The organism is Actinomadura rubteroloni (assembly GCF_002911665.1).
Taxonomy (GTDB): domain Bacteria; phylum Actinomycetota; class Actinomycetes; order Streptosporangiales; family Streptosporangiaceae; genus Spirillospora; species Spirillospora rubteroloni.
Genome location: NZ_MTBP01000001.1, coordinates 1,769,265 through 1,794,969, shown reverse-complemented (window position 1 = coordinate 1,794,969; position 25,705 = coordinate 1,769,265). Strand labels below are relative to the sequence as shown.

Genomic DNA, 25,705 nt, shown 5'->3' with positions numbered 1-25,705 from the left:
CGGCCGATCGTTTCCGGCGGGATCGCGACCGAGGAGGCGGCATGGCCGAAAAGCAGGGTGTGGGACGCCGGCAGGTGCTGCGCGGGCTGGGCGGCGCGGCCCTCGCCGCGCCGGTCCTCGGACGGACGGGCACCGCCGCCGCGCTCGTCACCACCCCGGACGCCGCCGGGGCGCCGCGTCCCGAGCAGCTCCACCTCCAGTTCGGCGCGGACGCCGCGCACGAGATGACGGTCTCCTGGGCCGCGCCCGAGCGCGTCGCCCGTCCCGTCGTGCGGCTCGGCCGGCCCGGCCACGGCCTCGGCACGCTCGTCCACGCCGAGGAGCGCGTCTACACCGAGGCGCTGACGGGCGAGCGGGTGTTCACCTACCACGCGGAACTGCCACGGCTGGCGTCCGGTTCGTCCTACACCTACCGGGTGGAGCACCGGGGCGCGGAGCCGCTGGCGGGCGCGTTCCGGACGGCCCCGCGCGGCCGCTCGCGCGGGTTCCGGTTCACGAGCTTCGGCGACCAGGCGATCCCCGCGAAGGTCGGTCAGGGCCTCGGCCCCGCCACGCCCAACGCGGGCTACATCGTGGACGCCGTCGACCGTCTCGACCCGCTGTTCCACCTGCTCAACGGCGACCTCTGCTACGCCAACGTGAGCGACGCGCCGGTGGAGACGTGGCGGTCGTTCTTCGCGAACAACCAGCGGTCGGCGTCCCGGCGTCCGTGGATGCCGTGCGCGGGCAACCACGAGAGCGAGGTCGGCAACGGGCCGCACGGCTACCTGGCGTACCAGACGCGGTTCGCGCTGCCCGGCAACGGGACGCGCGACTTCCTCGGCAACTGGTACGCGTTCACCGTCGGCGCCATCCGGGTGATCTCGCTCAACAACGACGACGTCTGCCTCCAGGACGGCGCGTTCAGCGCGTACCGCCGCGACCACATCGCGGGCTACGACGCCAAGGGCTACGACCCCTACATCCGCGGTTACAGCGACGGCGCCCAGAAGGCATGGTTGGAGCGGACGCTCCGCGCCGCCGCCCACGACCCGGACATCGACTGGATCATCGTCTGCATGCACCAGGTCGCGATGTCCTCGGCGCACTTCAACGGCGCGGACCTCGGCATCCGCCGCGAATGGCTGCCGCTGTTCGACCGCTACGGCGTGGACCTGGTCCTGGCGGGCCACGAACACCACTTCGAGCGGACGTTCCCGGTCAAGGGCGTCCTGCCCGGCAGCACCCTGCTGACCCCCGCCCCACAGGCCACCGACGCGGCGGTCATCGACACGACCAAGGGCGCCGTCCACATGATCATCGGCGGCGGCGGACACTCGGCGGCGACACCCTGGTCGGCGTTCGACGCACCGAACGACGGCGTCGTCATCACCGACGTAGGCCCCGGAGACCCGCGCCACCAGCGCGCCTCCAAGACCGCGACCGAACCCGCCCCCTGGTCGGCCTACCGCGACCTGAAGAAGCCCTACGGCTTCGCGTCCTTCGACTACGAGCCCCACGCCCCCGGCGGCAACACCGAGATCACGGTGACGCACTACGGCGCCGACCTCGGCTCACCGAACTACGAGGAACTGGACCGCTTCGTCCTCCGCAAGCCCCGCCACCACTAGCCGGGGCCCGCGGAGCATCCGTCAGGGGGCGATCAGGGCGTTGACCTCGGGGAGGACGGCGTCGGCGACGGTGATCTTCCGCTGGATCAGGCCGTTGGCGTGGAAGAGGTCGGCGGCGTGCTGCTGCTCGGCGACGAAGTCCGCGTCGACCGGGTGCAGGCCCCAGGGGCGGGTGCGGAGGGCGTGCTCCCAGGCGTGCAGTTCGCCGTCGTCGCGGGCGAAGTAGGTCGCGGCGTCGCGCGGATTGTCGCGGATCCACGCGTCGGATTCCTGGAGGGCGGCGACGATCGCGGCCAGCTCGTCCCGGCGGGTGGTGGCGAACTCGCGGCTGGTGAACCAGAGCGAGCGGTGGCTGAACAGGCCCTCGGTCGCGATCACCGTGCGGACCTCGGTGCGGTCCTCGACGTCGGTCAGGTCGGGGTAGGAGCCGACCCAGGCGTCGACGTCGCCGTTCAGGAACAGCTCGGCGGCGTTGCCGTAGGCGTCGACGGGCTCGATGTCGTGCCAGGTCAGCCCGGCCTTCTCCAGGGCGAGCAGCAGGAGGGTCGTCTGCCAGGAGCCGTGTCCGAGCGCGACGCGGCGGCCCTTGAGGTCGGCGGGCCCCTGGACGGGCGAGGACGCCGGGACGACGATCCGCCCGTTCTCCACGCGCGGCCCCGACACCGCGACGTACACGACGTCGTGGCCCTTGGCCTGCGCCGTCACGGGCGGGGTGGAGCCCGTGCCGATGAAGTCGTAGCCGCCGTCGAACAGGTGGTCGCCGTGCACCGACGGCAGCCCCTCGGTCGGCGCGGGACGGTCACCGGCGGGCAGGTCGCGCAGGTCGACCCACTCCACGTCCGGGACGGCGCGCTCCAGCACGCCCCGGTGCCGCAGCACCCATAGCGAGTTGTTCTGCGGGAAGTACCCGACGCGCAGGCTCATGACAGCTTTCCTTTCAGCAGGGGCAGGACGTGGCGGCCGACGCGCCGCGCCTCTTCGAGATGGGGGACGCCCGCGAGGATGAACGCGTCCACGCCGAGCCGGATCAGCTCGTCCAGCCGCTCGGCGACCTGGTGGTAGTCGCCGACGAGACCGAACAGCGGGCCGGGGCGCAGCCGGTCGAACCCGCCCCACACGTTCGGCTGGACCTCCAGGTCGCGGTAGGACGAGCCCGCGCCCTCGGTGAACGAACGGCCGCGCTTCCAGCCGACCGACTCCGTCCCGCCGGACGCGCGGTCGGACGCGCGCGCCCAGCCGCGCCGGATCTCCTCCCACGCCTCATCCTCGGTCTCGCGGGCGAGGACGTCCACGCGGACGGCGAACTTCGGCGGGGTGTCGCTGTGCGCGCGGACCTGCGCGAACTTCTCGGCGAGGGCGTCGAAGGGCTCCAGCCAGGACAGGTAGTAGTCGGCGTGGCGGCCGGCGGCGGCGATCGCGGCGGGCGACGACCCGGAGAAGTAGATCTCCGGGAATGGCTGGCCGCGCAGATCCGGCGGCAGCGCACCGCCCGCGACGGTGTAGAAGCGGCCGTCGTGGTCGTACGGACCGTTCCAGACGCCTTTCAGGACGTCCAGGAACTCCGACGTGCGGGCGTACCGGTCGTCGTGGTCCACGCGGTCGCCCCACCAGAGCTGCTGCGGCCCGCCGCCCCCGGAGATGATGTTGTAGACGACGCGTCCGCCCGTCGCCGCCTGGAGCGACGCCGACATGCGCGCCGCCTGCACCGGGTGCAGGAACCCCGGCTGGAACGCGATCATGAACCGGTAGGCGGACGTCTCCCCCGTCAGCGACGCGGCGGCGGCCCACGGGTCGTCGGTCTCGGGGAACGACGGCATCAGCCCGCCGACGAACCCGGCGCGCTCGGTGGCGCGGGCGACCTCGGCCATGTAGTCGAGCGGGCCGTACCCGTCGTTCGCGCCGGGGGCGAGCGCGCCCGGACGGTACGGGCCGAACCCGCCGCGCGTGATGTCGCCGAGCCGCAGCGCGGGCGCGTCGCCTTCCATCGCGATGCGCCAGTAGATGTCAACCGGCATGCCCGGTCTCCTTCGCGAGCCTCGGCAGGACGTGTTCGGCGAGCCGGTAGGCGTCGGCCACCGGGTCGGCGGGGTCGACGACGAACTCGGTCACGCCGTGCGCCTCGTAGGCGCGGAGCTGGTCGGTGAACGCGCCGGCGTCCCCGGCGAAGGGCAGCCGGACGGCCGCCGCGACGCCGTCGGGGACGAGCGCCGGGTCGTCGCCGGGCGCCAGGACGTGGACGTCGGCGTGCCGGGCGGACAGGTCCAGCGCCTCGGGCGACGTCCCCGACAGCCAGACGCGCGGGAACGGGCGGGCCACGCGCGAGTCCGGCAGGCCGCCGTCCAGGACGGCGAAGTGCGCGCCCTCCCGGCTGTAGCCGCGCCCGGACCAGACGCCGCGCGCGATGGTCAGGAACTCGTCGGCGCGCTCGTAGCGGGCCGGGCCGGTCAGGACGTCGCCGTGCGCGCGGGCGACGGCCGGGTCCTGGTCGACCGCGAGCCACCACGCGAGGCGTCCCGCGTGGTAGCGCTGCAGCGACGCCGACAGCTTCGCCGCGTAGACGGGCGTCGCGGCGGCGGCGGAGAACTCGACGGTCACGCCGATCCGCCGCGTGTCGCGCAGCACCGCCGCCGCGAGGACGAGCGCGTCGTGCCCGCCCGGGTCGAACGGGACGAGCACGCCGGACAGTCCGCCCAGCTCGGCGGCCCGTCCGGTCGCGCGGTGCTCGGGGCCGGGCGCGGGCGGCCGGACATCGGTGACGAAGTCGGGCAGCACGGCGGGCGCCGGGGCGCGCGTCGGCGCCACCACGTGGACGCGGGTCATCGGACGGCTCCTTCCTCGACGGGTGCGGGCTCGCGGACCCCGAGGTCGGCGAGCAGGCGGCGGCGCAGCGCGGTGAACGCCGGGTCGGTGGCGTCGCGGGGCCGTTCGCTGGTGACGGTCTCGTCGGTGACCAGGTCCCCGTCCTTGAGGACGGCGACACGGTCGGCGAGCCGGACGGCCTCGTCCACGTCGTGCGTGACCAGCAGCACGGCCGGGCGGTGCCGCCGGACGAGGTCTCCGACGAGGTCCTGCATCTTCAGCCGGGTCAGCGCGTCGAGCGCGGCGAACGGCTCGTCCAGCAGGAGCAGCTCGGGTTCGCGGACGAGCGCCCGCGCGAGCGCCACCCGCTGCGCCTCGCCGCCCGACAGCGTGTGCGGCCACGCGCGGGCATGGTCGGCCAGGCCCACCTCGGCGAGCGCCCGCAGGCCGCGCTCACGGCTCGCGTCGCCGCGCGGCAGCCCGACGACGACGTTGCCGAGCACGCGCTTGGACGGGACGAGCCGCGGCTCCTGGAACACGATCGTCCGGGCCTCGGGGACGAGCACGGTCCCCGCGTCCGGCCGGTCCAGCGCGCCCAGGATTCTGAGCAGCGTCGTTTTTCCCGTGCCGCTCGCACCGAGCAGGGCGACGAACTCGCCGCGCCGGATGTCGAGCGCGAGACCGTCCAGGACCGACCGGGCCCCGAACGTCCGCCGCAGCCCTTCGATGTGCACCGCGATGTTCATCGGGCGGCCTCCTTGACGCGCCAGGGCATGAGGACGCGTTCGGCCGCGCGGGCGACCAGGTCGGCGCAGATGCCGAGGACGCCGTAGATGAGCACGCAGACCGACAGGATGTCCGTCCGCGAGAAGCTCTGGGCCTGCGTCATCAGGTAGCCGATCCCGGACGTCGAGTTGATCTCCTCGGCGGCGATGAGCGCGATCACGCTGAGCGTCATCGACAGCCGGAACCCGGCGAGCAGCGACGGCAGCGCCCCCGGCAGGACGACCTGCCGCACGAGCTGCCAGCCGCCGAGCCCGAACGAGCGCATCGCCTCCAGCAGCCGCCGGTCCACGTTGCGGACGCCGCCCGCCGTCGACACGTACATGGGGAACGTCGTGGCGACCGCGATGAGGATGATCCGCGCGGACTCCCCGATCCCGAACCACACCATGAACAGCGGGACGAGCGACAGGAACGGCAGGGCGCGCAGCAGTTGCAGCGGCGAGTCCAGAAGTTCCTCACCGAGCCGCCAGAATCCGGTGACGACGCCGAGCAGCAGCCCGGCCGCGAGCCCGAACGCCAGGCCGAGCACGGCGCGGGTCAGCGAGACGCGCAACGCGTCGGTGAGCTGGCCGTCGGACCACAGCTCGCGGGCGGCGTCCAGGACGGTCACCGGGGACGCGAGGACGTCCGCGCTGAGCACGCCGGTCGCCGACGCGAGCCACCAGCCGCCGAGCAGGGCGAGCGGCCCGGCGGTCCGCAGCGCGAGCGTCACCTCGCGGCGGCGCGGACGCGGCAGCTTCGGGCGCGGGACGACCAGCCCGGGGAAGGACGCGTCGGTCATGACCCGGTCCCGGCCGGGTCGAGCACGTGCGGCGCCACGTCCACCGGCGCGGGCGTGACCTTCTGGTCGGCGAAGAACTTCGCGACGGTCGCGAAGTTGGCGAGGTCGGTCGCGCCGATCGGCTGCGCGGTGGCGCCCTTGCGGGCGTTGTCGAGGGTGAGCGCCAGCGCGGTGCCGCTCACGGCCTGCGGCCCGGCCTTGGTGAAGACGTTGACGTACGCGGACGGGTTCTGGATCTGCTTCGTCCCGGCGTCGTGGAGGTACTGGTAGAACGCCTTGACGACGTCCGGGTGGTCCTTGGCGAAGCCCGTCCGGACGGCCCACACCGAGTAGTTCTGCGACCCGATCTGCCCGCCGGTGACGAGGAACCGGGCACCCGCCGTCGCGATCTCGGGGATGGAGTAGGCGGACCAGACGGCCCACGCGTCCACCTTGCCGGAGTTGAACACCGGCGCGGTCTGCGCGGGGTTGAGGTAGACCCGCGTCACCCGGTCCGCCGGGATCTTCTCCTTCTCCAGCGCCTTGAGCAGCAGGTACTCGGCGGTGCCGCCCTTGTTGACGGCCACCTTCTTTCCGATGAGGTCCCGGACGGTCCGGATCGGCGAGTCCTTCGCCACCAGGATCCCCTCGCCGACCTGGTCGGGCGCGATCGCCGCGAACAGCTTGAACCCGGGCTTCTGCCCGAGCGCGGCGACGGCCGAGGTGATCGAGCCCTGCGCCGCGTCCAGCTCCCCGGCGTTCATCTCCTGCGCGGCGGGGGCGAACGGGCCGCTGCTGCCCGTCCAGGCGATCTTGGCGTGGACGGCCTTGAGCGCCGCCGCGAGGCTGCCGTCCTTCTTGCCGAGCGCCAGCACGCCCGAGTTGCCGGGATCGGGGACGCGGAACGTCACGTCGCCGGACGCCGCGTCCGCGCCGCCGCAGCCCGCGGCGGCCAGCAGGACGGCGAGGACTCCGGCGATCAGGCCCGTCGGACGGGCGGGGATGCGGGTCATGGCTTCTCCAGGGAGAGGAAGGGGAGGTCGGGGACGAGGCGCCGGGCGGCGGCCAGCGGCGCGGGGTCGGCCCAGGCGGACACGTCCACCGGGGCGTCGTGGAAGCCGTGCCGGCGCAGGAACTCCTCCTGGCCGGCGAGCAGGGTCAGCCGCTCGTCGGACAGGTCGGCGTGCAGGTCGGACGCGTTCCGGTAGGCGGCGGCGACCCCGGCGGGGCCCGAGCCGGTCTCGGCGCCGAGGATGCGGGCGACCTCGGCGGGCCGGTCTCGCGCCCAGTCCGCCGCGCCGAGCAGCACGGCGAGGAACCGGACGACGAGGTCGGGGTGGTCGTCCAGCAGCCGCTGGTCGACCGTGATCGGCCGGGGCGTGCCGTTGTTGACGCGGGCGCTCCGGTCGGGCAGGGCGTCGAGGTCGATGGCGACCTCGGCGCCGTAGCGGGCGGCGGTCTCCACGGCGACCGCGCCCTTGGTGTAGACGGCGTCCACGCGGCCGTCGCGCAGGGCGGCGAGTTCGGCCTCCCACTGGCCGGGCAGGACGTCGCCGTCCAGGTCCACGAGGTCGGCGTCGGCGAGGGTCAGCCCGGCCCGGCGCAGCGCGCCGTCGAAGCCGCGCAGCGCCATCGCCCGCCAGAAGTCGATCTCGATGCTCCGGCGCGGGATCGCGAGCCGCAGCCCCTTGAGGTCGCCGGGGCCGTGGACGCCCGCGCCGGGACGCGCCACGACGACCTGCCGCTCCTCGATCCACGTCAGCCCGACGAGCCGGGTCGGCGCGCCGTTGGACCGTGCCCACAGCGCGGGCACGTTGCCGCCCTCGCGGATCAGCGTGGCGAGCCGGTGCCGGAAGTGCTCGGCGCGGCGGTCGCCCGCGTCCTCCTCCTGGAGCGAGCGGACGGCGACGCCGTCGGGCGCGAACGCATCGGCGAGCCAGTTCTGATCTGCGGCGATGCCGGTGGCGGTGGGGACGGGACAGCGGGTGTACCAGACGGTCTCGGGACGGGGTGCGGACATGCCGGGGAGTATTGCCAACAATCCCGACCAACTCAACATGGTTCTCATCATGCGGGAAGGCGTCCCGACCGTCCGCAGGTCAGCGGCATCGCCCGTGCTGCCATGTGGCAGCGGGACCGGCGCGACGTCGAGACGAAACCCGCGCCGCCGCCAGGGGTATGGCACCCCCCGGCAAGGCGGCGCGCCGCGACGCCCTTCGGCGCGGGCTTTTCCGCCGCCCCGCCCGCGACCTTTCCGTAAACGATCGCCGGTGCGGTTTAACGGCTTTTCTCCGGATTCTTTCGAGCCGTTCCGTCAACAAAGATCTCCCGGGCCGAAATAGGTCGCCGAACCTGGTGTTACCGTGACGGTCCGCGGGTGGTCGCGCTCCCTCGCCGCCCGCACCCCAGGGAGGAGGTCGATCGTGGAAAGGACCCTGACGGCGGCCGATCTCGAATTGCCGCCGATCTACTGCCCCTTGGAACCGGCGATCAACCCGGCGGCGACACGCGTCGAACGGCGCGCCATCGCGTGGATCGACGAATCGGGCCTGTGGGCCGACGCGCGGGAACGCGCGAGAATCATCGGCAGCCGCGGGACCGACTTCTTCGCGCGGTTCGCGCCGGGCGCCGACGACGACCGGCTCCTCGCCACCGCGCTATGGGTGTACTGGGGTTTCGCCTTCGACGACGGCCGCTGCGACACCGGGCACTACAGCATCCGCCCGGCCGAGTTCGTGCCGATGGCCGCCCGCGTCCAACGCGCGCTGGAATGCCCGGCGCCGGCCGCTCGCGGGGACGCCTACGCGGTCGCGCTACAGGATATCGGCGAGCGATTCCGGCGGCTCGCAACGCCCGTCCAGTTCCAGCGGTTCGTCGCCGCGCACCGCGCCTGGCTGACCGGCGTGATGTGGCAGGTGTCGTATCAGGCGCGCCGCCACATGCCGGATCTCGAAGATTACATCACGATGCGCCTCCATTCCGCCGGCGGCGCACCCGCCTACGCGATGCTGGAGATCGCGCACGGCGCCGAGGTGCCCGCCGCCGAGATGGACGCGCCCGCCGTCCGCGCGCTCACCGAAATGGCGATCCTGACCGCCGCACTGGACAACGACCGCCATTCCTTCGTCCGTGAACTGGACGGCGGCCAGAACATCTACACCGTGCTGCTGGACCAGAACGGCGGCGACGTCCGGACCGCCGTGCGCACCGCCGTGCGCCTGCGCGACCGCGTGTTCCAGCGCTTCCTGCGGCTGCGCGAGCGGACCCGGCCCGGCCTCGGCGACGCGGGCCGCGCCTACCTGGACGGCCTCGCCTACGGCATTCGCGGCAACGCCGAATGGGGGCAGCGCACACCGCGCCACCTCGACGCGGACGCGACGGGGCCGGGCGAACCTGTCGGCGGCCCGATCGTCTGGGCCGAGCGTCCCGCCGACTCCGGCGACGAGCCGGTCCCCCTTCCCACCATCGCCTGGTGGTGGGACCTGTGACGCACCGAACCGCCCTTGAAGGAAGACCCACGATGGGCAGGCGACGACGCCCTGAACCGCAGCCGGCACGTCCGGACGCTCCGTCCCGGCCACGAGGCGCAGTGAACGGGTGAGGCCGGTGCCGTCGCGCTACCGCCCGCCCCGGGCTCGCGGCCGTCCACCCGGCGTGGAGGGCGCGCAGAACGTCATCTTCAACGCGATGGACGCCGAACCGCCCAGCCACCTGCGCCGTCCCGAACCCTGGAACGGAGGTCCTCCCCCATGGACCGGCTCCGCAGCCGCGTCGACGCGGTGCTCGCCGCATTCCTCGACGCCCGGCTGGACACCGTCCGCGACGGCGCGGTGCGGACGGCCTTCCGCACCGTCCGCGACTTCGTGCTGGACGGCGGCGATCGCGTCCGGCCGCTGCTCTGTTACTGGGGCTGGCGCGGCGCGGGCGGCGACGACCGTCCCGAGGTCGTCCGCGCGGCGGCGGCGCTGGAGGTCTTCCACGCGTTCCGCCTGATCCACGACGACGTCATGGACGGCGGCGACCTGCGGCGCGGCCGGCCGTCCCTGCACCGCGCGCTCGCAGGCCAGCACGCCGCGCGGCGCTGGCGCGGCGACTCCGAGCGGTTCGGGCTCGGGACGGCGCTGCTGCTCGGCGACCTGTGCATGGCCTGGGCGGACGAGCTGCTGACCGGCTGCGGCCTGGAACCGGCGCGGCTCGCGGCGGCCCGCCCGTACTACGACGACATGCGCTCGGAAGTGTTCTACGGGCGGTACCTGGACCTGCTGGAGCAGGCGCGCGGGCCGTCTTCACCGCAGCGGTCGCTGACCGTCGCGCGGTACAAGACGGCCAAGTACACCGTCGAGCGCCCGTTGCAGCTCGGCGGCGCGCTCGCGGGGGCGCCACCGGAGCTGCTGGCGGCCTACTCGGCGTTCGGACTGGCGGCCGGCGAGGCGTTCCAGTTGCGCGACGACGTCCTCGGCACGTTCGGGGACCCGTCCGTCACCGGCAGGTCCCGGCTGGACGATCTGCGCGCAGGGAAGCCGACCGTCCTCATCGCGCACGCGCTGGAGCGCGCCGACCCCGCGCAGCGCCGCGTCATCGAGACGCTGCACGGCGATCGGGCGCTGGACGAGGACGGCGCCGCACGGCTCCGCGCGGTGATCACGGCGACCGGCGCGCCCGCGGCGGTCGAGGCGATGATCCGCGAGCGCGACGCGGCGGCGCTGGAGATCCTGGCCGCCGCGCCGGTGCCGGAGCAGGCCCGGCTCGCGCTCGAAGAACTGACGACCGCCGCGTTGCGCCGCACGGCGTGAAACCGCGTCAGCGGACGGGCTCGGGGACCCGCGCGGCCGGTTCGGGGTGCTCGCTGCGGGTGTCGCGCGTCCGGAGCGCCACGACGGACGCCGCGAGCACGAAGCACGCGCACGCCAGCAGCGCCCGCTGGAATCCGCCGGTCAGCGCGTCCGCCGCCGGGCGTCCGGCCGCGAGCAGGTCGCCGGTGCGGGCCGTCGCCAGCGCCGAGAAGATCGCGAGGCCGAGCGCGGCCCCGACCTGCTGCGACGCGTTGAGCAGCGCGGCGGCGAGCCCGGCCCGGGCGGCCGGGACGCCCGCGTTCGCCGCCGCCGTGACCGCCACGAACACCGGGCCGAGCCCGAGCGAGGCGACGAGCGTGCCGGGCAGGACGTCGGCGGCGTACGAGCCGTCCACCGGGATCCGCGCCAGCCAGAACAGGCCCGCCGCCGTGACGAGCAGCCCGCCGACGATCAGCGGACGGGTGCCGACGCGGGCGATGAGCCGGGACGAGACGCCCGCCGTCACGGCGACGCCCGCGCACAGCGGCAGGTACGCCGCGCCGGTCCGCAGCGGCGAGAAGCCGAGCACGTTCTCCATGTAGAGGCTGAGGAAGAAGAACATCGAGATGAAGCCCGCGACCGCGATGAGCTGGGTCGTGTCGGCCGCCGCGAGACCCCGGATCCGGAAGATCGACAGCGGCAGGAGCGGGTCGCGGGCGCGCAGTTCGTTGGCGACGAACGCCGTCAGCAGGACGGCGGCGCCCGCGAGGCCGCCGACGGTGCGGGCCGCGTCCCAGCCGACGTCCGGGGCCTTGACCAGCGTGAACACCAGGAGCAGCAGCGCGCCCGTGACGAGGACGGCGCCGGGGAGGTCGAAGCCGGTCGTCCGGGCGGCGGGCCGGTCCCGCTCGATCAGCGCGAACACGCCGAGCAGGGCGAGCACGGCGACCGGCGGGTTGACGAGCATGACCCAGCGCCAGCCGGGGCCGTCGGTGAGCAGCCCGCCGAGCAGCACCCCGGCGGCGGACGCGAGCCCCGCGACGCCGCCCCACACGCCGAGCGCGGTGTTCCGGTCGGCGCCCTCACGGAACGCGGTGGTGAGGATCGAGAGCGCGGCCGGGAGCATGAGCGCCGCGCCCGCGCCTTGGACCAGACGCGCCCCGACGAGCGTCCCGGCGCCCGGGGCGAGGCCGCCGGCCAGCGACGACGCGGCGAACAGGAGCGTCCCGGCGACGAGGACGCGGCGGCGGCCGAGCAGGTCCGCGGCCCGTCCGCCGAGCAGCATGAACCCGCCGTAGGTGAGCAGGTAGCCGCTCGGCACCCACTGCAGGCTCTGGACGGAGAAGCCGAGGTCGGCGCGCATGGCGGGCAGCGCGACGTTGACGATCGAGGCGTCGGCGAAGTCGAGGAACGCGATCACGCAGAGCAGGGCGAGCGTGAGCTTGCCGCGTCCGGTGGCGAGGAAGGACGGCATGGTCTCGGGCCTTTCGGGTCAGACGCCGGCGAGGGCGGGCAGGCGGGGACCGCGCAGGTACCGGGGGCGCCACACCGCGCGGTAGACGATCCGGACGGGCGGCGGCAGATGGCCGAGGACGCTGCGGCGGGCGGTCTCGTCGGCGCCGTCCAGCAGCCAGGGGAAGAAGGACGCGGCGCCGCCGATGCCGAGCCGTCGGCGCTGTTCGTCGCCGAAGGCGTTCCACTCGTCCGGGGTCAGGAGGTTCTGGACGAGCGGCAGCGCCAGTTCCTCCTCGTGCTCGCAGTGCTCGGTCATCGCGGCGCGGAGCCGTCCGGCGTGGCGTTCGGGGTCGTGCTGGAAGGCGTCGAGCAGCGCGGTCAGGTCGCGGTGTTCGCGTTCCATGCGCTCCAGGACGGCTTCGCCGGGTCCGCCTGCGACACGTTCCTGGAGGACGGGCCACAGATGTGTGTCCTCGGCGGTGTGGTGGATGTGGAGGAAGCGGGTGAAACGCGTCCAGCAGGCGGCGACGTCCGGGCCGTCCAGCGCCGCTCCGCGCTCGGCCAGGCCCGCGAACCGGTCCATGTCGCGCTGGAACGCGTCGTGGACGGCGTACATCATCGAGGTGTCGATCTTCTGGTCGCTCATGGCGAACCCCTCATCTGTCGAAGACGTGCGCCATCCATGAGGGGTCGCGGCATCGGGAACGTGACATCCTGCGGCGCACGTCACATTCGCGGGCGCGATGTCACACTCCGGGCGCGGAACGTCTCTTAAAGGGTGAGCCGATGTACCGCAGGAGGACCGGATGCTCGACCGTACGGACGGCACCGAGGTGTTCGCCGACCACCGTGAACTGTTGTTCTCGGTGGTCTACAACCTGCTGGGCAGCGTCGCGGACACCGAGGACGTCTTGCAGGACACATGGATGGCATGGACGGCGCGGTGCGCGGGCGGCGAACCGATCGAGAACCCGCGCGCGTACCTCGTGCGGATCGCGGTGAACACGGCGCTGGCGCGGCAGTCGGCGGTGAGCCGCCGCCGGGAGACGTACGTGGGGCCGTGGCTGCCCGAACCGGTGGTGACCGAGCCGTCCGCCGCCGACGACCCGGCCGTCCGCGTCGAGGCGGTGTCGATGGCGCTGCTGGTCGTGCTGGAGACGCTGTCGCCGCTGGAACGCGCGGTGTTCGTCCTGCACGAGGTGTTCGGGTACCCGCACGCGGAGATCGCGGCGATCCTGGACCGGACGCCACCGGCCGTCCGGCAGCTCGCGCGGCGCGCCCGTGCGCACGTCCAGGCCCGGCGGCCCCGGTTCGCGCCGGACCGGCGGCTCCAGCGCGCGGTGACCGAGCGGTTCCTCGCGGCGGCGCTCGGCGGCGACCTCGCGGCCCTGCTCGACCTCCTTGCGCCGGACGTCACGATGTGGACCGACGGCGGCGGCAAGGCCAAGGGCGCCGCGCTGCGCCCGGTGACCGGACGGGACCGCGTGGCGCGGATGATCGCCGGGGGCGCGGCGCGGCGGGTGCCCGCCGACCTGGAGATCCGGTACCGGACGGTCAACGGCGACCCGTCGGCCGTGCTGTTCGACCACGACGCGCCGTTCGCCGTGATGGTCATCGACCTCAACACGTCGGGCGACCGGGTCGCCGGGATCTACGCCGTCACCAACCCGGACAAGCTCTCCCATCTGGACGACCAGGACTGATCGGGTTTCCGCCGACGCGTCTGAGCGGTCAACCTTTCGTCGTACCCGGGGACCGACTCAAGGCGGACGATCCGGCGGCGGAAATGACGTCGTTCGGATGACGGACTCTGTGCCTCTCGGTCGATGTGGCGGGGCGTGAGCGCCGATTAGCGTTCCGTGATGTCAGGGCGGCGCTCGTCGGGGGCGCCGCGTCCGTCGTCGTGGGAGTTGGTCGGTCATGGTCTGGTTCGTCCGCGCGTTCCGTCCCGGTCGTGTCGGCGCGTCGGTGGTCGTCGCCGTGCTCGCCGGGGCCGCTCCGGTGGCCGCGGCGCCCCGGCCGATCGCCTGGCACGACTGCCGCGCCGGTCCCGACGACGAGACGGGCGCGCAGCTCGCGGCGGTGGGCGCGCGGTGCGGGGAACTCTCCGTCCCGCTCGACCACGCCCGGCCGGACGGGCCGAGGATCACCGTGGCCGTGGCGCGCCGTCCCGCCACCGACACCGCGCGCCGCCTCGGAACGCTGGTGGTCAACACGGGCGGCCCCGGCCCGTCGCGCGACGGCGTCGTCCTGATGGCCGCGGGCCTTCCGCCGGCCGCCGAGCACGGGGCCCCCGCCGTCGCGGCCCGCTACGACCTGGTCGGGATCGACCCGCGCTTCTTCGGCGCGAGCACGCCGCTGACCTGCGGCTGGCCCACCGGCCTCTACCTGCGCCACGCGCAGCTCGCGAGCCCGGACCGCGCCGCGTTCGCGCGCAGCACGGCGACCGCGCGCGACCTGGCCAGCCGCTGCGCGGGGCACCGGGACGTCCTGCCGCACGCGTCCACCCGCGAGATCGCCCGCGACATGGACGCCGTCCGCGCCGCGCTCGGCGAGCGGACGATCTCCTATCTCGGCTGGTCGTACGGCAGCTACCTCGGCGCGGTGTACGCGCAGATGTTCCCCGGGCGCGTCGGTCGTCTCGTCCTCGACAGCGCGCTCGACCCCGGCGCCTACGGGCCGTCCGTCACCCGGGAGACCGCCCCGGCCGACGCCGCCGCGCTGCGCGACTGGGCGGCCTGGGCGGCACGCCGCGACGACCGGTACGCGCTCGGCACGACGCCCGCGCGGGTCCTCTCGGTGATCGACCGCATCGACCGGGCCGCCGCGCGGCGTCCGCTCCAGGTCGGACGCCACCGGGTGGACGCGGCGACGGTCCCGGGCCTGCTGCTCACCGTGGCGGACACCGATGCGGCGTACGCGGAGTTCAGCGCGCAGGTCCGCGTCCTGGCCGACGCGGCGCGCGGCGCCCCGGCGGCCCCGACGCCCGACCTGGAGGCGAAACTGTCGCTCTACGAGAGCGACGAGGTCATGCCCGCGTTCGGCTTCGCCGCGCTGACCGCGAACCAGTGCGCCGACCGCGCGGCGCCGCCCGACCCGGCCGCCTACTACCGGGACATCCGGCGGCACCGCGCCGCCGAGCCGCTCTACGGGCCGCTGGCCCGGGACATCACGCCGTGCGCGTTCTGGCCGTCCCGTCCGGCCGAACCGCCCACCCGGGTCACCACCGGCCGTCCCGCCCTGATCGTCGGCGCCGAGGGGGACCCGGTGGCGCCGCGTCCCGGCCAGCTCGCTCTGCGCCGCGCGATGCCCGGCTCCCGGATGATCACGCTGGCGCACGCGTTCCGCCACGGCGTCTACCTCTTCGACGGCACGCCGTGCGTCGACGACGCCGTCAACGCCCACCTCCTCGGCGGCTCCCTCCCCCGGACGGACATCACGTGCACGCGCCCGTGACGCCCGCCACCGGACGGGCGGCGTCAGGAGAAGTCGTTGACGAGGACGGCCGCGCCGGGAAAACGGCCCGCCTTGAGATCGTTGAGGGCGTCCGGCGCACGCGACAGCGGATACTCGGTGGTCGTCGCGCGGACGCCGTGCCTCGCCGCCAGGTCGAGGAACTCGCGGCCGTCCGCGCGGGTGTTGGACGTGACGCTGCGCAACTCCCGCTCGTAGAACAGCTCGCGCTCGTACACGAGCGGCGGCGTGTCGCTGAGGTGGATGCCCGCGACCGCGAGCACACCGCCCCGGTCCAAAGCGCGCAACGCGACCGGCACGAGGTCCCCGGCGGGCGCGAACAGGATCGCGCCGTCCAGCGGCTCGGGCGGCGCGTCGGCGGGCCCGGCGGCGGACGCGGCGCCGAGATCGAGCGCCAGCCGCCGCGCCTCCTCCCCGCGCGTCAGGACGTGGACGGTCGTCCCCTGCGCGAGCGCGACCTGCGCGCACAGATGGGCGCTGCCGCCGAACCCGTAGATCCCGAGCCGTCCGCCCGGCGGCACCGCCGCACGGCGCAACGCGTGATGGCCGATGATCCCGGCGCACAGCAGCGGCGCGAACGCCACGTCCCCGACCCCCGGCGGCAGCCGGTAGGCGAACGCGGCCGGGACGGTCGTGTACTCGGCATACCCACCGTCGGCGTCCCAGCCGGTGTAGCGCGAGTCCGGGCACAGGTTCTCCGCGCCGCGTCGGCAGAACTTGCACGTCCCGTCGGTGTGCCGCAGCCAGGCGACGCCGACCCGATCGCCGACCGCGAAGCCTTCCGCCCCCGCGCCGAGCGCCGCGACCTCCCCGACGACTTCGTGCCCCGGCACGACGTGCGTCCGATGGACGGGCAGATCGCCCTCGGCGACGTGCAGGTCCGTGCGGCACACTCCACATGTCCGGACATGGACGAGCAACTCCCCGGCACCGGGCTCGGGAACCGGCCGTTCCACCAGGCGCAACGGCCCGTCCTCGATCGGCGCGGGCGCCGCCACCTCCCACGCCCGCATCGTCGCGGCCATCGCACGCCCCTTTCCACGTCCCAGGGGTCCTACCCGGCGGAGGCGGTCTCCCAAAACGCCCCCGCCCAGCGTCGCGGCCGCCCTATGATCATGAAAACCCGGCGGAGGGGAAGACCGTGGACGAACGACCGGTTCCCGGCGGCATCGACGTCACCACACCCAACGTGGCCCGCATGTACGACTATTACCTGGGCGGCAAGGACAACTACGAGGCCGACCGCGCGGCCGCCGCCGAGGTGTTGAAAAGCGCCCCGCAGGCACCCGCGCTGGCCCGGGAGAACCGCGCGTTCCTGGGCCGGGTCGTCCGGTACCTGGCAAGGGACGCGGGCGTCCGCCAGTTCCTCGACGTGGGCGCGGGCCTGCCCACGCAGGGCAACGTCCACGAGGTGGCGCGCCGGGAGACCGAGGACGCGCGCGTCGTCTACGCCGACAACGACCCGATCGTCCTCACCCACGGCCGCGCCCTCCTCGGCACGACCCCCGGAACGGTCGTCGTCCCGGGCGACCTGCGCGACCCGTCCGCGCTCCTGGCCGACCCGGACCTGCGCGCCGTCCTGGACCTGGACGAACCGGTGGCCCTGCTGCTCATCTCGGTCCTGCACTGCCTGGACGACGAGGAAGACCCCTGGGCCGCCGTGGCCGGGTTCCGCGACGCCCTCCCGTCCGGCAGCCACCTGGCGATCTCCCACATCACCGCCGCCGACCACGGCGCCGCCGCGACCGCCGGCGCCCGCGTCTACCGCCGCGCCAACACCGGCATGACCCTCCGCGACCGCGACGCCATCACCCGCTTCTTCGAAGGCTTCGACCTGGTGGACCCGGGAGTCGTCCGCCTGACCGACTGGCGCCCCGATTCCCGCACCCGCAACGACCTCCCCACCTGGTACTGGTGCGGCGTAGCCCGCAAACCCTGACCCTCACCGCCACCGGACGGCGCGCGGACGGCGCGCGGACGGAAAGACCTCTGTCAAAGATGGCGGAGGACCTGAGTGCGCACGGGGCCGCTGAGCTCGCTGAGCAAGAGGTCCGGATGCGAGGCGGCGCGCAGGAGCGCGGCGACCGTCGCGGGCGGGACGTAGCCGAGAACGTCGCAGGCCCGGCGGACCGGAAGCGCGTCCACCAGCGGGGCGGCCGTCTCGGGCGGGAGCGCGGCCAGGACGCCCGCTGCGGCACGCAGGTCGGTCGCCGCGAGGACGCGGGCCGCGTCGCGGGCCGGGAGAGCGGCGATGAGGGCGATGGCCCCCGGGGTGCTCATGTAGCCGAAGGCCCGCGCCGCCATCGTCGTGGACAGGATCTGGACGACCGGCGCCGCCCGGTGCGGCGCCACCGCCATCACGTCGAGGAACGCGGCGGCGGACCGGGCGCGCGCCGACGCGACGACCTGCGCCGCAGCCTCGCGCGGCATCACCAGCAGGATCGGGCCCGCCGCCCGGCCCAACTCGGCGAGAACGTCCCGCACGTCCGCGGGCGCGTACCCGGCGAGCAGTTCCGCCGCCCGCTCGGCGGACAACTCCCGCACCTGCCTGGCCAACCCGGGCGCGACCCGCGCCGCCGGCACAGGCTCACCCCCACGCGCCTCCCCCGAAGGAACACGCCCGCTCGGCCCGCCCCCGCGCCCCCCACTCCGCCCGCGCCGCCCCGCCCCACGCCGCTCCGAACGCCCGTCCGCAAACGGACCGGACGCGCCACGACCGTCCCCACGCGCCTCGCCACGCGAGCGTCCCCGCTCACCACGCCCCTCCGAACGCTCACCCGCGTACGGATCAGGCGCAGTGAAGTCGTCCGCACGCGACTCACCACCCGGCGCAGGCCGACGGACATCACGCAACCCCGGGCGCCCCGCCCCGTCCGGGTCGCCCGCGTCGCGGTCGCGGCGCTCGCCGCGCTCGCGGGGCGCGGGGCGGCGGTCGCCGCGCTGTTCTGGCCGCCCGGCCTTGAAAGAGTCCGGCGTGGCGCGGTCGTCCGCGCGGGGTTCGGCGCGGGGGTCGAGGGCGGGGCCACGGTCGCGGCGTGCCTTGGGGCGCGGGGTCTCGGGAGGGGCCGGCGCGGCGTGGTCATCCGCGCGGGGTTCGTCGGCTCTGTTCGGGGTGGGGGGACGGTGGGGGGTCAGGGTTTCTCTTAGGGCGCGTTCGAGGTGTTCTGCGCGCATGCGGTGGGTCGGGTCTTTTTCCAGGAGGCGGGTCACGGCTTCGGCGAGGGGGCCGGGGGTGGCGGGGCGGGGGGCCGGGGAGTTCATGATCGCCCAGATGGTCGCGGCGGCCGTGTCGTTCGAGGCTCGGAACGGGGAGCGGCCTTCTAGGGCGAAGTAGAGGGTTACGCCCAGTGACCATAGGTCTGAGGGCGGGCCTATCGCGTCGCCCCGGATGCGTTCGGGGGCCATGAACTCCAGGGTGCCGAGGACGGTGTTGTCGGCCGTCAGGGCTGTTGCGCCGGTGATGCGGGCTATGCCGAAGTCGACCAGGTAGGCGCGGCCCGTGTCGTCCAGGAGGATGTTGGCGGGCTTCACGTCGCGGTGCAGGACGTTCGCGGCGTGGGCTGCGCGGAGGGCGCGGAGGACGCGGAGGCCGATGCGCGCCACGGTGCGTTCGTCGGGTGGGCCGGACGCGACCAGGTCGGCCAGGGACGGGCCGGGGATGTACTGCATGACGAGCCACGGGTCCCCGCGTTCGACCAGGACGTCGTAGATCTGGACGATCGCCGGGTCCACCGCCTGGGCGAGGGCGCGGGCCTCGCGCAGGGCGCGGGCGCGGCGCGCCTCCAGGTCCCGGCCGCCGTTCAGGTGGTGGGCGAGTTCTTTGAGGGCGACCGTCCGGCCGAGCACCAGGTCCTCGGCGGACCAGACGCTGCCCATGCCGCCGGTGCCGAGCGGGCGCAGCAGCCGGTACCGGCCGCCGAGGACGCGTTCGCGCTCCGCCACGGGCCGGCGCTCAGTAGTCGTCGTTCTCGGGGTAGAGCTGGACGCGCCCGGACGTTTCGGGCCCGTCCCCCGCGAGAACGTCGTCGGGGTCGTCCATCTCGCGCAGCGCCGTGTCGTCCGGGGACAGGTGGTCGTCGGTCTCGGCCGGACGGTCGTAGCGCGTCGCGCCGTTCACCGGGCCGGGCTCGCCGGGCTCGGGCGCGGCCGGCCCGGTGCGGCCCCAGATCTCCTGGACGCTCGTCGGACGTCGCTCGGCCGGCGGTTCGGACGCGGGTTCGGCGGGCGGTTCCGTGCGGCCGCGCAGCCAGATGTCGCGGACCGTCCCGGCGGACTCCTCGCGCGGCCCCGGCACCGGATTGAGGCTGTCGCGGGCGTCGCGGTACTCGCGGCGCGCGGCGATGGCGAGGATCCGTTCGTAGTTGCCGGGCTTCTGCATCAGCTTGACGGTCACCGGCAGGCACTCGATGAGCAGGAACAGCAGGAACAGCAGGAACCGCGCGGAATTGAGCGTGAAGTCCTCGCCGGACGCCTCGTTGAGCGCCTGGAGCCGGATGAGCAGCCCGCCGTCGGCCTTGTTCTCGGCGTCGAAGGCGCGCTGGAGGTCGGCCTGCCGCCGCTGCGCGGTGCCGAGTTGCTGCTTCAGTTGCGGCAGGGCCTCGCGGGCCTGCTCGACGCGGAACCGCTTGGACGAGTCGTCACTGGCCGACAACTGGCGTTTGCGCTGGTCGATCTGGTCGTTGAGGTCGTTGACGGTCGCCTGCGCGCTGTCATAGGCGCGTTTGCTGGCCTGTGCGAGCGGCCCATCGCCCTTGCGCGGGCAATTCGGGCCGCCGTAGAGCTGGCACTGCCATTCCTTGTACCGCGCGGTCGCGTCCTGCTGCGCCTTGTCGCGTTCCGCGGTCAGCGACTTCACGCGCGGATCGGTGGCCGGGTCCAGAGCGATGTCGCCGCCCGAGTCGATCACTTTCTGCTGTGCCGCGACCTGGGTGCGCAAACTCGCGATCTGTTTTCCGAGGACGCCGTTCTGCTGCCGCCGCAGAAAGTCGTCGGCGCGGTGCTGTTTGATCTCGGTGATCTGCGCGTCGATCTCGGAGTGGAAGATCTGCAGGACGAGCGGCGTCGAGACCACGAATCCGAGCAGGAGCGCCATCGCGACGCGCGGGAGCGCGAACCGCCACCGGCGGGCGCCGTCGGCGGGCATCGACGTGACGAGCCACCGGTCGAGCGTGAGGATCGCGAGGCCCCACAGGACGGCCGGAACGACGGCGAGGACGGGGTTCACGCCGACGGCCGTGGACAGCGCGAACCACATCGAGAGCGCCGCGAGCCCGCTGGTGATGAGGACCGCGCCGCCGATGCCCTCGAATTTCCCGCGTTCGGTGGGGCACTTGTCGAGGATCTCCGGCCGAGCCCCGGAAAGGCTGATCAGCAAGCCCTTCATTCATTCCCCCTAGAAGCCGGTTCGGGGCCAGGGCGGCGCATGGATCTCCAGCCTAGTCGGCGGGGGCGTGGGAGCCACCCGATCGGTTGCGGACCGGTCGGGAAGATGGCCATGTCCGGTCATTCACTGCGCTTGCCCCGGACGCCGCGGACGATAATCGCGGGAAGGAGCCGGCCGGGTTTGGCGTCGCATCGGAATGATCCACAGCCGGGGAGGTCGGCCGTCGTTGAGTGAACCCGACGAGGTCCGCAAGGCCGCCGCCGGGGCCGTGGCGGACCTGACCGAGCGGAACGCGCTGCTCGTCGCGGACCTCGCCGCCGAGGGGCTCGTCCTGTGGGACCTGCGCCGGGACGCGGCGGGCACGCCGCGCGGCCGGTCCCGTCCGGTGCTGCCGTGGGACGAGCTGCTGAACGGCCCGGTCCCGCCGGCGCGGGCGCTGGAACGCGCCGTCCAGACCGACGGCCCGGCGCGGCTGCTGCTCGTCAACACCTTCCCCGACGGCCCGCACAACACGGCCGCGCTCGACGCGCTGCGCCGCGCGCACCCGGACGCGACCGCTCTGACCTGCGATCTGAGGCTCGGCGAGCTGCTCGCCGAGGTGGTCGCCGACGCGCCGCTGAACCGCTGGTACGACCTCGTCACGCTCCAGCGCCAGGACGACGGACGGCTGGAGCTGGCGTGCCGGCTGCTGTTCCCGATGGGCGCGCGGCGCGGGGAGCGGGCGCCGGTCGCGGTGGAGTGCGAGGCGGCCGACGAGCGCGGGACGGTGTTCGCGGTGGTGTCGTCCGCGCAGGAGCGTCGGTACGCGCTCGTCACGCGGCGGACGATGCGCGTCCCACCGGGCCGCTACACGGTCACCGCCGAACTGGGCGGCCCGGGACGGGTGCGGTTCCACGGCCTGCCCGCCGAGCCCGTCGCCGACGACCGGACGTGGGCCGACCTGATCAAAGCGATCCCGGCCAAGCTGCCGCCGCCGGTGACCGCCGCGCACCTGGTCTGCGCCGTCGAGGTCTCGGGCCCGCCGGAGCGGGTCGCCGAGCGGCTGGCGCGGGCCGGGCAGACGGTCGCGCACGCGGCGGGCGAGCTGCGCGACCGGCTGCGCGTGTCGCTGCTGGCGTACGGGCCGCACGCGTTCGAGCGCCGCGCGGCGGACGCGCCGGTCGAGATCCGCCTGTGGGCGGGCACGGCGGACGAAGCGCTGGACGAGCTGGAGCGCCTGACGGGCACGACCCGGACCGGCTACCCGCGCGCGGCGGCGCTGGAGTGCGTGCTCGCCGAGGTCGCCGCGCGGCTCGGCCCGCCGGAACCGGGCGCGCGGACGGCGCTGCTCGCAATAGGCGGACGTCCCGCGTTCCCGCCGCGCGTGCACCCGTCGGAAATCCTGCCGTGTCCCGTCCGCCACGACTGGGCGGCGGCGGTGGACGTGCTGGCGGACCGGCCGGGGACGGCGCTCGGCGCGATCCACGACCGTCCGGGGCACGCCTCGGACGTGTGGCTGCGGCTGTCGGACGGAGCCCCGGCCGATCTCGCGGCGGTGGACGTCCAACGGCTCGGCGCGTCCCTCGGCCTGGCGCCCGCCGCCGCGCAGCGCCTGCCGTTCCCGCTGGCCGGAAGCCCGTGATGCAGCCGACCGGACGACTGAAGGAGACCCTGGGCATGGAACCCGATCGGGGCGCGCCGCCGGCCGAGCACAACATCGCGATGTGGGGCCCGCCGGGCAGCGGGAAGACGACGTTCCTCGCCGCGCTCACCATCGCGATGAACCGGCGGCAGGACGGCTGGAAGGTCGTCGGCGCGAACGGCCCGTCCACGGACGCGCTGATCAAGCTGACGGCGTCGCTGGCGACGCAGCGCCGGTTCCCCGCCGCGACGCGCGGCACCGAGCGGTACCGGTGGTACCTGATCGGGGCGGCGCAGGAGCGCCGGCGGTCGCTGCTGCGGCGACGCGCGCCCGACGACGTGCGGATCGGCCTGGACCTGCTCGACCCGTCCGGGGAGCTGTTCAACCAGGAGCACTCGGGCTACGCGGGCGCGCACGGCGAACTGATCGACAACCTGGTGAACAGCCGGGGGATCGTGTTCCTGTTCGACCCCGTCCGGGAGTTCGAGGACGGCGACGCGTTCGACTACCTGCACGGCGTCCTGTCCCAGCTCGCGCACCGGATGCTGAACTCGCCGGAGTTCGCGGGCGGGCGGCTGCCGCACTACCTGGCGGTGTGCGTGACGAAGTTCGACGAGATCCGCGTGCTGGAGACGGCGGAGAAGCTGCGGCTCGTCACCTCCGACCCGGCGGATCCGCTGGGATTCCCGAAGGTGGAGCCCGAGGACGCGCAGGAGTTGTTCCGGACCCTGTGCGAGGTGTCGGCGACGGGGAACGCGGAGATGGTCCACAACACGCTCGCCCAGTACTTCCGCCCGGAGCGGGTGCGGTACTTCGTCACGTCCGCGATCGGGTTCTACGTCGATCCGATGATCGGCTCCTACGACCGGGACGACTACCAGAACCTGCTGCCGGAGGCCGAGGCGTCGCGGGCGGTGCGGATCCGGGGGACGGTCCATCCGATCAACGTGGTCGAGCCGCTGCTGTGGCTCGGCCGGAGCCTCGCGGCGGACCGGCGCGGACGGAGCGCCCGGTGACGCGCGACGACGCGGCGTCGGCCGCCGTGCAGTGGGCGCTGGTCGGCAAGGAGCCGCACGGCTGGGGCTATGAGGTCCTGGAGTGCAGCGACGGCCTGTTCCAGCGCGAGGACTTCGCCGAGATGAACCAGCGCTACTCCCCCGGGACGCCCGAGGAACTGCCGCAGGTGACGGTGGCGCGGGCGGCGTCGGGGGAGAACGCGCACCTCACGCTGGCGATCGAGGAGGAGTCCACGACGCAGGACGCCGGGGGCCGGGACGTCGTCGTGACGCGGCTGTACGCCGTCCCGTACGCGCGGCTGGCGGCGCGGGCGGTGTCGTACGAGGCGCTGTACCGGGCGTGCGCGCCGCTGGCGCTGCCGGTGCCGGGCCGGGCGGCGCCGGTCATCGGCCTGCCGCCGCTGGACGTGTCGCCGTTCGTCGGCCGGATCGACGCGACGGTCGTCCAGACGGCCGCGCTGCTGCTGACGGGCGCACCGGTGCAGGTCGTCGGGGCGGGCGGGCTGCCGCTGGACGAGCGGCTGCGCTTCCTCGACACGGTCGCGGCGATGCTGCCCTACGGCATCCGGACGAAGTTCTCGGCGTCCACGTGGACGAGCAGCACGGCCCAGCATCAGATCCGGCTGTCGTTCACCCGGCACCCGCGCGACAACGCGCACACGGTCGAATGGGGACGTCCCGGGACGATCCCCCGGCAGGCGGAGCTGGCCCGCGCCTACTGGGAGCTGATCTCCGAGTACCACCAGGCCGAGCTGCTGGAGCTGATGGCGGCCGAGACCGGCGAGCGCGGATTCCGGCCGCCGGACCTGCGGGAGCTGCTGGCCGTCCTCCGCCGGGGCAAGGGGCGGCTCCAGCTTCCGGCGGCGGTGCCGCCGCCGGGCGCGTCCTCGACGGCGCTGCTGCTGGAGTGCGCGGACGCCCTGGACGGCACCGGCGACCTGGAGGACGCCACGGCCCGGCTCGCGCAGGCCACCAGCGGCGTCCCCGGCGACACCGACCCGCACCACTGGGAGATCATCAGCAGTCGGCGGATGCTGGCGCCGCGCCCGGCGATCCCGGCCAAGCGGCTGCGTCCGCTCTACCGGCTGCTGGTGCCGCTGGCGTGCGGGCGGCACATCCGCATCGGCCAGGTGAAGAACATCGAGACGGCGGCGGGCGGGCTGCACCAGCCGCTGCTGGACGCGCTGTACGAACTTCGCGCGCAGGCCGAGGCGGAGGCGCAGCTCTACCTCGGGCGGCGGATCGGCGGCGGGGTGCTGCGCAACGTCCTCAACGGGCTCGGCGACGCCGTGCTGGTCGAGGTCGCGCTGCGCACCGAGGACTGGCCGACGGCCGACACCGTCCACGGGGCGCTGGTGCGGCGCGGGTCGTCCGGGCAGGGCGCGGAGCTGGCCGGGGCGCTGCGGCGCGGGGCGTTCCTCGCTCCGGTGTTCGCGCGGTTCCTCGACGCGTCGCCGCAGGACCAGCGCACGCGGCTCGCCGAACTGCTGCGCGCCGCGTACGGGAAGGGGCCGCTCGGGCGGAGCGAGGCCGAGGAGGCGCTCGGCGGACGTCCCGACCTGGTCACCCCGGCGCTGCTCGGCGCGGTGCTCGCGCTGTACGAGGGACCGGACGCGCGGGACGTGCTGGTCGACGGCTACCTCACGCCGCTGCTCGCGAACGCCGGTCTCGGCAAGGACACCGGCTCGCGCATCCTCGCCCGGATCGCGCCGCCGCCCGAGCCCGTCCCGGCGCCGCAGCAGCAGCCGACGCCGCCGCCGCGGCTGATCATGGAGGTCGGCGCGGGTCCGCAGGAACCGCCGCCACCCCGGCCGCGCGGCGGGATCGTGTCGCGGGCGCGGCGGATCCTGCCCGGCGGCGGGTCCCGGCCGGACGAGGGCGGCGCCCCGCAGAACGGCCCGCCCGACCCGCCGCCGCCCCCGCCGCGCTTCGGCTTCACCGAAGCCGTGCTCGCCCTCTTCTTCCTGATCGTGCTGATGCTCATCCTGCTCGCGCTGCTGCGCGTCACGAGCCCGTAGCCCGAAGGTGG

21 protein-coding genes are annotated in these 25,705 nt (G+C 74.3%); 9 read left to right on the top strand and 12 right to left on the bottom strand.

Features of this window, described 5'->3' with window-relative positions:
• Positions 1-41 precede the first annotated feature (41 nt).
• Complete coding sequence (locus tag BTM25_RS07945; RefSeq protein ID WP_103562046.1) at positions 42-1,610, top strand: purple acid phosphatase family protein; 1,569 nt, start codon at positions 42-44, stop codon at positions 1,608-1,610.
• A 21-nt stretch (positions 1,611-1,631) separates the two neighbouring features.
• Here BTM25_RS07945 and BTM25_RS07940 read toward each other — a convergent pair whose 3' ends face one another.
• Genes BTM25_RS07940 through BTM25_RS07910 form a run of 7 tightly spaced genes read right to left on the bottom strand, consistent with a single transcriptional unit; the run spans position 1,632 to position 7,975 of the window.
• Complete coding sequence (locus BTM25_RS07940; RefSeq protein ID WP_103562045.1) at positions 1,632-2,534, bottom strand: ABC transporter substrate-binding protein; 903 nt, start codon at positions 2,532-2,534, stop codon at positions 1,632-1,634.
• A complete protein-coding gene (locus BTM25_RS07935) occupies positions 2,531-3,625 on the bottom strand; it encodes an LLM class flavin-dependent oxidoreductase (protein ID WP_103562044.1) in 1,095 nt (364 codons plus the stop codon). Before BTM25_RS07935 ends, BTM25_RS07940 begins: the two co-directional genes overlap by 4 nt.
• Positions 3,615-4,430: an LLM class flavin-dependent oxidoreductase gene (locus BTM25_RS07930; protein ID WP_103562043.1), complete on the bottom strand. Its 816-nt coding sequence runs from the start codon at positions 4,428-4,430 to the stop codon at positions 3,615-3,617. Before BTM25_RS07930 ends, BTM25_RS07935 begins: the two co-directional genes overlap by 11 nt.
• Complete coding sequence (locus BTM25_RS07925) at positions 4,427-5,155, bottom strand: ABC transporter ATP-binding protein (protein ID WP_103562042.1); 729 nt, start codon at positions 5,153-5,155, stop codon at positions 4,427-4,429. Before BTM25_RS07925 ends, BTM25_RS07930 begins: the two co-directional genes overlap by 4 nt.
• Positions 5,152-5,976 (bottom strand): ABC transporter permease, encoded by an 825-nt coding sequence (locus BTM25_RS07920; protein WP_103562041.1) that lies wholly within the window; start codon positions 5,974-5,976, stop codon positions 5,152-5,154. The genes BTM25_RS07925 and BTM25_RS07920 overlap by 4 nt, the downstream gene beginning before the upstream one ends.
• Complete coding sequence (locus tag BTM25_RS07915) at positions 5,973-6,968, bottom strand: ABC transporter substrate-binding protein (protein WP_103562040.1); 996 nt, start codon at positions 6,966-6,968, stop codon at positions 5,973-5,975. Before BTM25_RS07915 ends, BTM25_RS07920 begins: the two co-directional genes overlap by 4 nt.
• Positions 6,965-7,975 (bottom strand): ABC transporter substrate-binding protein, encoded by a 1,011-nt coding sequence (locus tag BTM25_RS07910; protein WP_103562039.1) that lies wholly within the window; start codon positions 7,973-7,975, stop codon positions 6,965-6,967. Before BTM25_RS07910 ends, BTM25_RS07915 begins: the two co-directional genes overlap by 4 nt.
• 403 nt (positions 7,976-8,378) lie before the next feature.
• Between BTM25_RS07910 and BTM25_RS07905 the strand changes: the two genes are divergently transcribed.
• Both BTM25_RS07905 and BTM25_RS07900 read left to right on the top strand, forming a co-directional pair.
• Positions 8,379-9,443: a terpene synthase family protein gene (locus BTM25_RS07905; RefSeq protein WP_205647992.1), complete on the top strand. Its 1,065-nt coding sequence runs from the start codon at positions 8,379-8,381 to the stop codon at positions 9,441-9,443.
• Positions 9,444-9,704: 261 nt separating this feature from the next.
• Positions 9,705-10,748 (top strand): polyprenyl synthetase family protein, encoded by a 1,044-nt coding sequence (locus BTM25_RS07900; RefSeq protein ID WP_103562038.1) that lies wholly within the window; start codon positions 9,705-9,707, stop codon positions 10,746-10,748.
• Between the two features lie 7 nt (positions 10,749-10,755).
• On the opposite strand, the gene BTM25_RS07895 is transcribed toward BTM25_RS07900, so the two are convergent.
• Both BTM25_RS07895 and BTM25_RS07890 read right to left on the bottom strand, forming a co-directional pair.
• A complete protein-coding gene (locus BTM25_RS07895; protein ID WP_103562037.1) occupies positions 10,756-12,201 on the bottom strand; it encodes an MFS transporter in 1,446 nt (481 codons plus the stop codon).
• An 18-nt stretch (positions 12,202-12,219) separates the two neighbouring features.
• Positions 12,220-12,828: a hemerythrin domain-containing protein gene (locus BTM25_RS07890; RefSeq protein WP_103562036.1), complete on the bottom strand. Its 609-nt coding sequence runs from the start codon at positions 12,826-12,828 to the stop codon at positions 12,220-12,222.
• 160 nt (positions 12,829-12,988) lie between these two features.
• Between BTM25_RS07890 and sigJ the strand changes: the two genes are divergently transcribed.
• Positions 12,989-13,885: an RNA polymerase sigma factor SigJ gene (gene sigJ, locus BTM25_RS07885; RefSeq protein WP_103562035.1), complete on the top strand. Its 897-nt coding sequence runs from the start codon at positions 12,989-12,991 to the stop codon at positions 13,883-13,885.
• A gap of 217 nt (positions 13,886-14,102) precedes the next feature.
• Positions 14,103-15,638 (top strand): alpha/beta fold hydrolase, encoded by a 1,536-nt coding sequence (locus BTM25_RS07880; RefSeq protein WP_103562034.1) that lies wholly within the window; start codon positions 14,103-14,105, stop codon positions 15,636-15,638.
• Positions 15,639-15,661: 23 nt separating this feature from the next.
• Here BTM25_RS07880 and BTM25_RS07875 read toward each other — a convergent pair whose 3' ends face one another.
• Positions 15,662-16,681, bottom strand: a complete 1,020-nt coding sequence (locus tag BTM25_RS07875; RefSeq protein WP_103562033.1) for a zinc-binding alcohol dehydrogenase family protein — start codon at positions 16,679-16,681, stop codon at positions 15,662-15,664.
• A gap of 116 nt (positions 16,682-16,797) precedes the next feature.
• Between BTM25_RS07875 and BTM25_RS07870 the strand changes: the two genes are divergently transcribed.
• Positions 16,798-17,595: an SAM-dependent methyltransferase gene (locus tag BTM25_RS07870; protein ID WP_103562032.1), complete on the top strand. Its 798-nt coding sequence runs from the start codon at positions 16,798-16,800 to the stop codon at positions 17,593-17,595.
• A gap of 53 nt (positions 17,596-17,648) precedes the next feature.
• Here the strand turns inward: BTM25_RS07870 and BTM25_RS07865 are convergent, their stop codons facing one another.
• The gene (locus BTM25_RS07865) at positions 17,649-19,598 is read right to left on the bottom strand and encodes a serine/threonine-protein kinase (protein ID WP_103562031.1); all 1,950 of its coding nucleotides are present in this window, start codon (positions 19,596-19,598) and stop codon (positions 17,649-17,651) included.
• Positions 19,599-19,608: 10 nt separating this feature from the next.
• A complete protein-coding gene (locus BTM25_RS07860; RefSeq protein ID WP_103562030.1) occupies positions 19,609-21,039 on the bottom strand; it encodes a DUF4407 domain-containing protein in 1,431 nt (476 codons plus the stop codon).
• A 226-nt stretch (positions 21,040-21,265) separates the two neighbouring features.
• Between BTM25_RS07860 and BTM25_RS07855 the strand changes: the two genes are divergently transcribed.
• The 3 genes from BTM25_RS07855 to BTM25_RS07845 are packed head-to-tail and all read left to right on the top strand — an operon-like array spanning position 21,266 to position 25,694.
• Entirely contained in the window at positions 21,266-22,660 is a 1,395-nt protein-coding gene (locus BTM25_RS07855; RefSeq protein WP_103562029.1) for a hypothetical protein, read from the top strand.
• A 35-nt stretch (positions 22,661-22,695) separates the two neighbouring features.
• Positions 22,696-23,676 carry an AAA family ATPase gene (locus BTM25_RS07850; RefSeq protein ID WP_103562824.1) on the top strand — a complete coding sequence of 327 codons (981 nt, stop codon included), beginning with the start codon at positions 22,696-22,698 and terminating at the stop codon, positions 23,674-23,676.
• Positions 23,673-25,694, top strand: a complete 2,022-nt coding sequence (locus tag BTM25_RS07845) for a hypothetical protein (RefSeq protein WP_146059004.1) — start codon at positions 23,673-23,675, stop codon at positions 25,692-25,694. The genes BTM25_RS07850 and BTM25_RS07845 overlap by 4 nt, the downstream gene beginning before the upstream one ends.
• Positions 25,695-25,705 lie beyond the last annotated feature (11 nt).

What these genes read in the sequence shown, in the direction of transcription:
- BTM25_RS07945 (WP_103562046.1), top strand. Translation starts at nt 42, where the DNA reads ATGGCCGAAAAGCAGGGTGTGGGACGCCGGCAGGTGCTGCGCGGGCTG.
- BTM25_RS07940 (WP_103562045.1), bottom strand. Translation starts at nt 2,534, where the DNA reads ATGAGCCTGCGCGTCGGGTACTTCCCGCAGAACAACTCGCTATGGGTG.
- BTM25_RS07935 (WP_103562044.1), bottom strand. Translation starts at nt 3,625, where the DNA reads ATGCCGGTTGACATCTACTGGCGCATCGCGATGGAAGGCGACGCGCCC.
- BTM25_RS07930 (WP_103562043.1), bottom strand. Translation starts at nt 4,430, where the DNA reads ATGACCCGCGTCCACGTGGTGGCGCCGACGCGCGCCCCGGCGCCCGCC.
- BTM25_RS07925 (WP_103562042.1), bottom strand. Translation starts at nt 5,155, where the DNA reads ATGAACATCGCGGTGCACATCGAAGGGCTGCGGCGGACGTTCGGGGCC.
- BTM25_RS07920 (WP_103562041.1), bottom strand. Translation starts at nt 5,976, where the DNA reads ATGACCGACGCGTCCTTCCCCGGGCTGGTCGTCCCGCGCCCGAAGCTG.
- BTM25_RS07915 (WP_103562040.1), bottom strand. Translation starts at nt 6,968, where the DNA reads ATGACCCGCATCCCCGCCCGTCCGACGGGCCTGATCGCCGGAGTCCTC.
- BTM25_RS07910 (WP_103562039.1), bottom strand. Translation starts at nt 7,975, where the DNA reads ATGTCCGCACCCCGTCCCGAGACCGTCTGGTACACCCGCTGTCCCGTC.
- BTM25_RS07900 (WP_103562038.1), top strand. Translation starts at nt 9,705, where the DNA reads ATGGACCGGCTCCGCAGCCGCGTCGACGCGGTGCTCGCCGCATTCCTC.
- BTM25_RS07895 (WP_103562037.1), bottom strand. Translation starts at nt 12,201, where the DNA reads ATGCCGTCCTTCCTCGCCACCGGACGCGGCAAGCTCACGCTCGCCCTG.
- BTM25_RS07890 (WP_103562036.1), bottom strand. Translation starts at nt 12,828, where the DNA reads ATGAGCGACCAGAAGATCGACACCTCGATGATGTACGCCGTCCACGAC.
- sigJ (WP_103562035.1), top strand. Translation starts at nt 12,989, where the DNA reads ATGCTCGACCGTACGGACGGCACCGAGGTGTTCGCCGACCACCGTGAA.
- BTM25_RS07880 (WP_103562034.1), top strand. Translation starts at nt 14,103, where the DNA reads ATGGTCTGGTTCGTCCGCGCGTTCCGTCCCGGTCGTGTCGGCGCGTCG.
- BTM25_RS07875 (WP_103562033.1), bottom strand. Translation starts at nt 16,681, where the DNA reads ATGGCCGCGACGATGCGGGCGTGGGAGGTGGCGGCGCCCGCGCCGATC.
- BTM25_RS07860 (WP_103562030.1), bottom strand. Translation starts at nt 21,039, where the DNA reads ATGAAGGGCTTGCTGATCAGCCTTTCCGGGGCTCGGCCGGAGATCCTC.
- BTM25_RS07850 (WP_103562824.1), top strand. Translation starts at nt 22,696, where the DNA reads ATGGAACCCGATCGGGGCGCGCCGCCGGCCGAGCACAACATCGCGATG.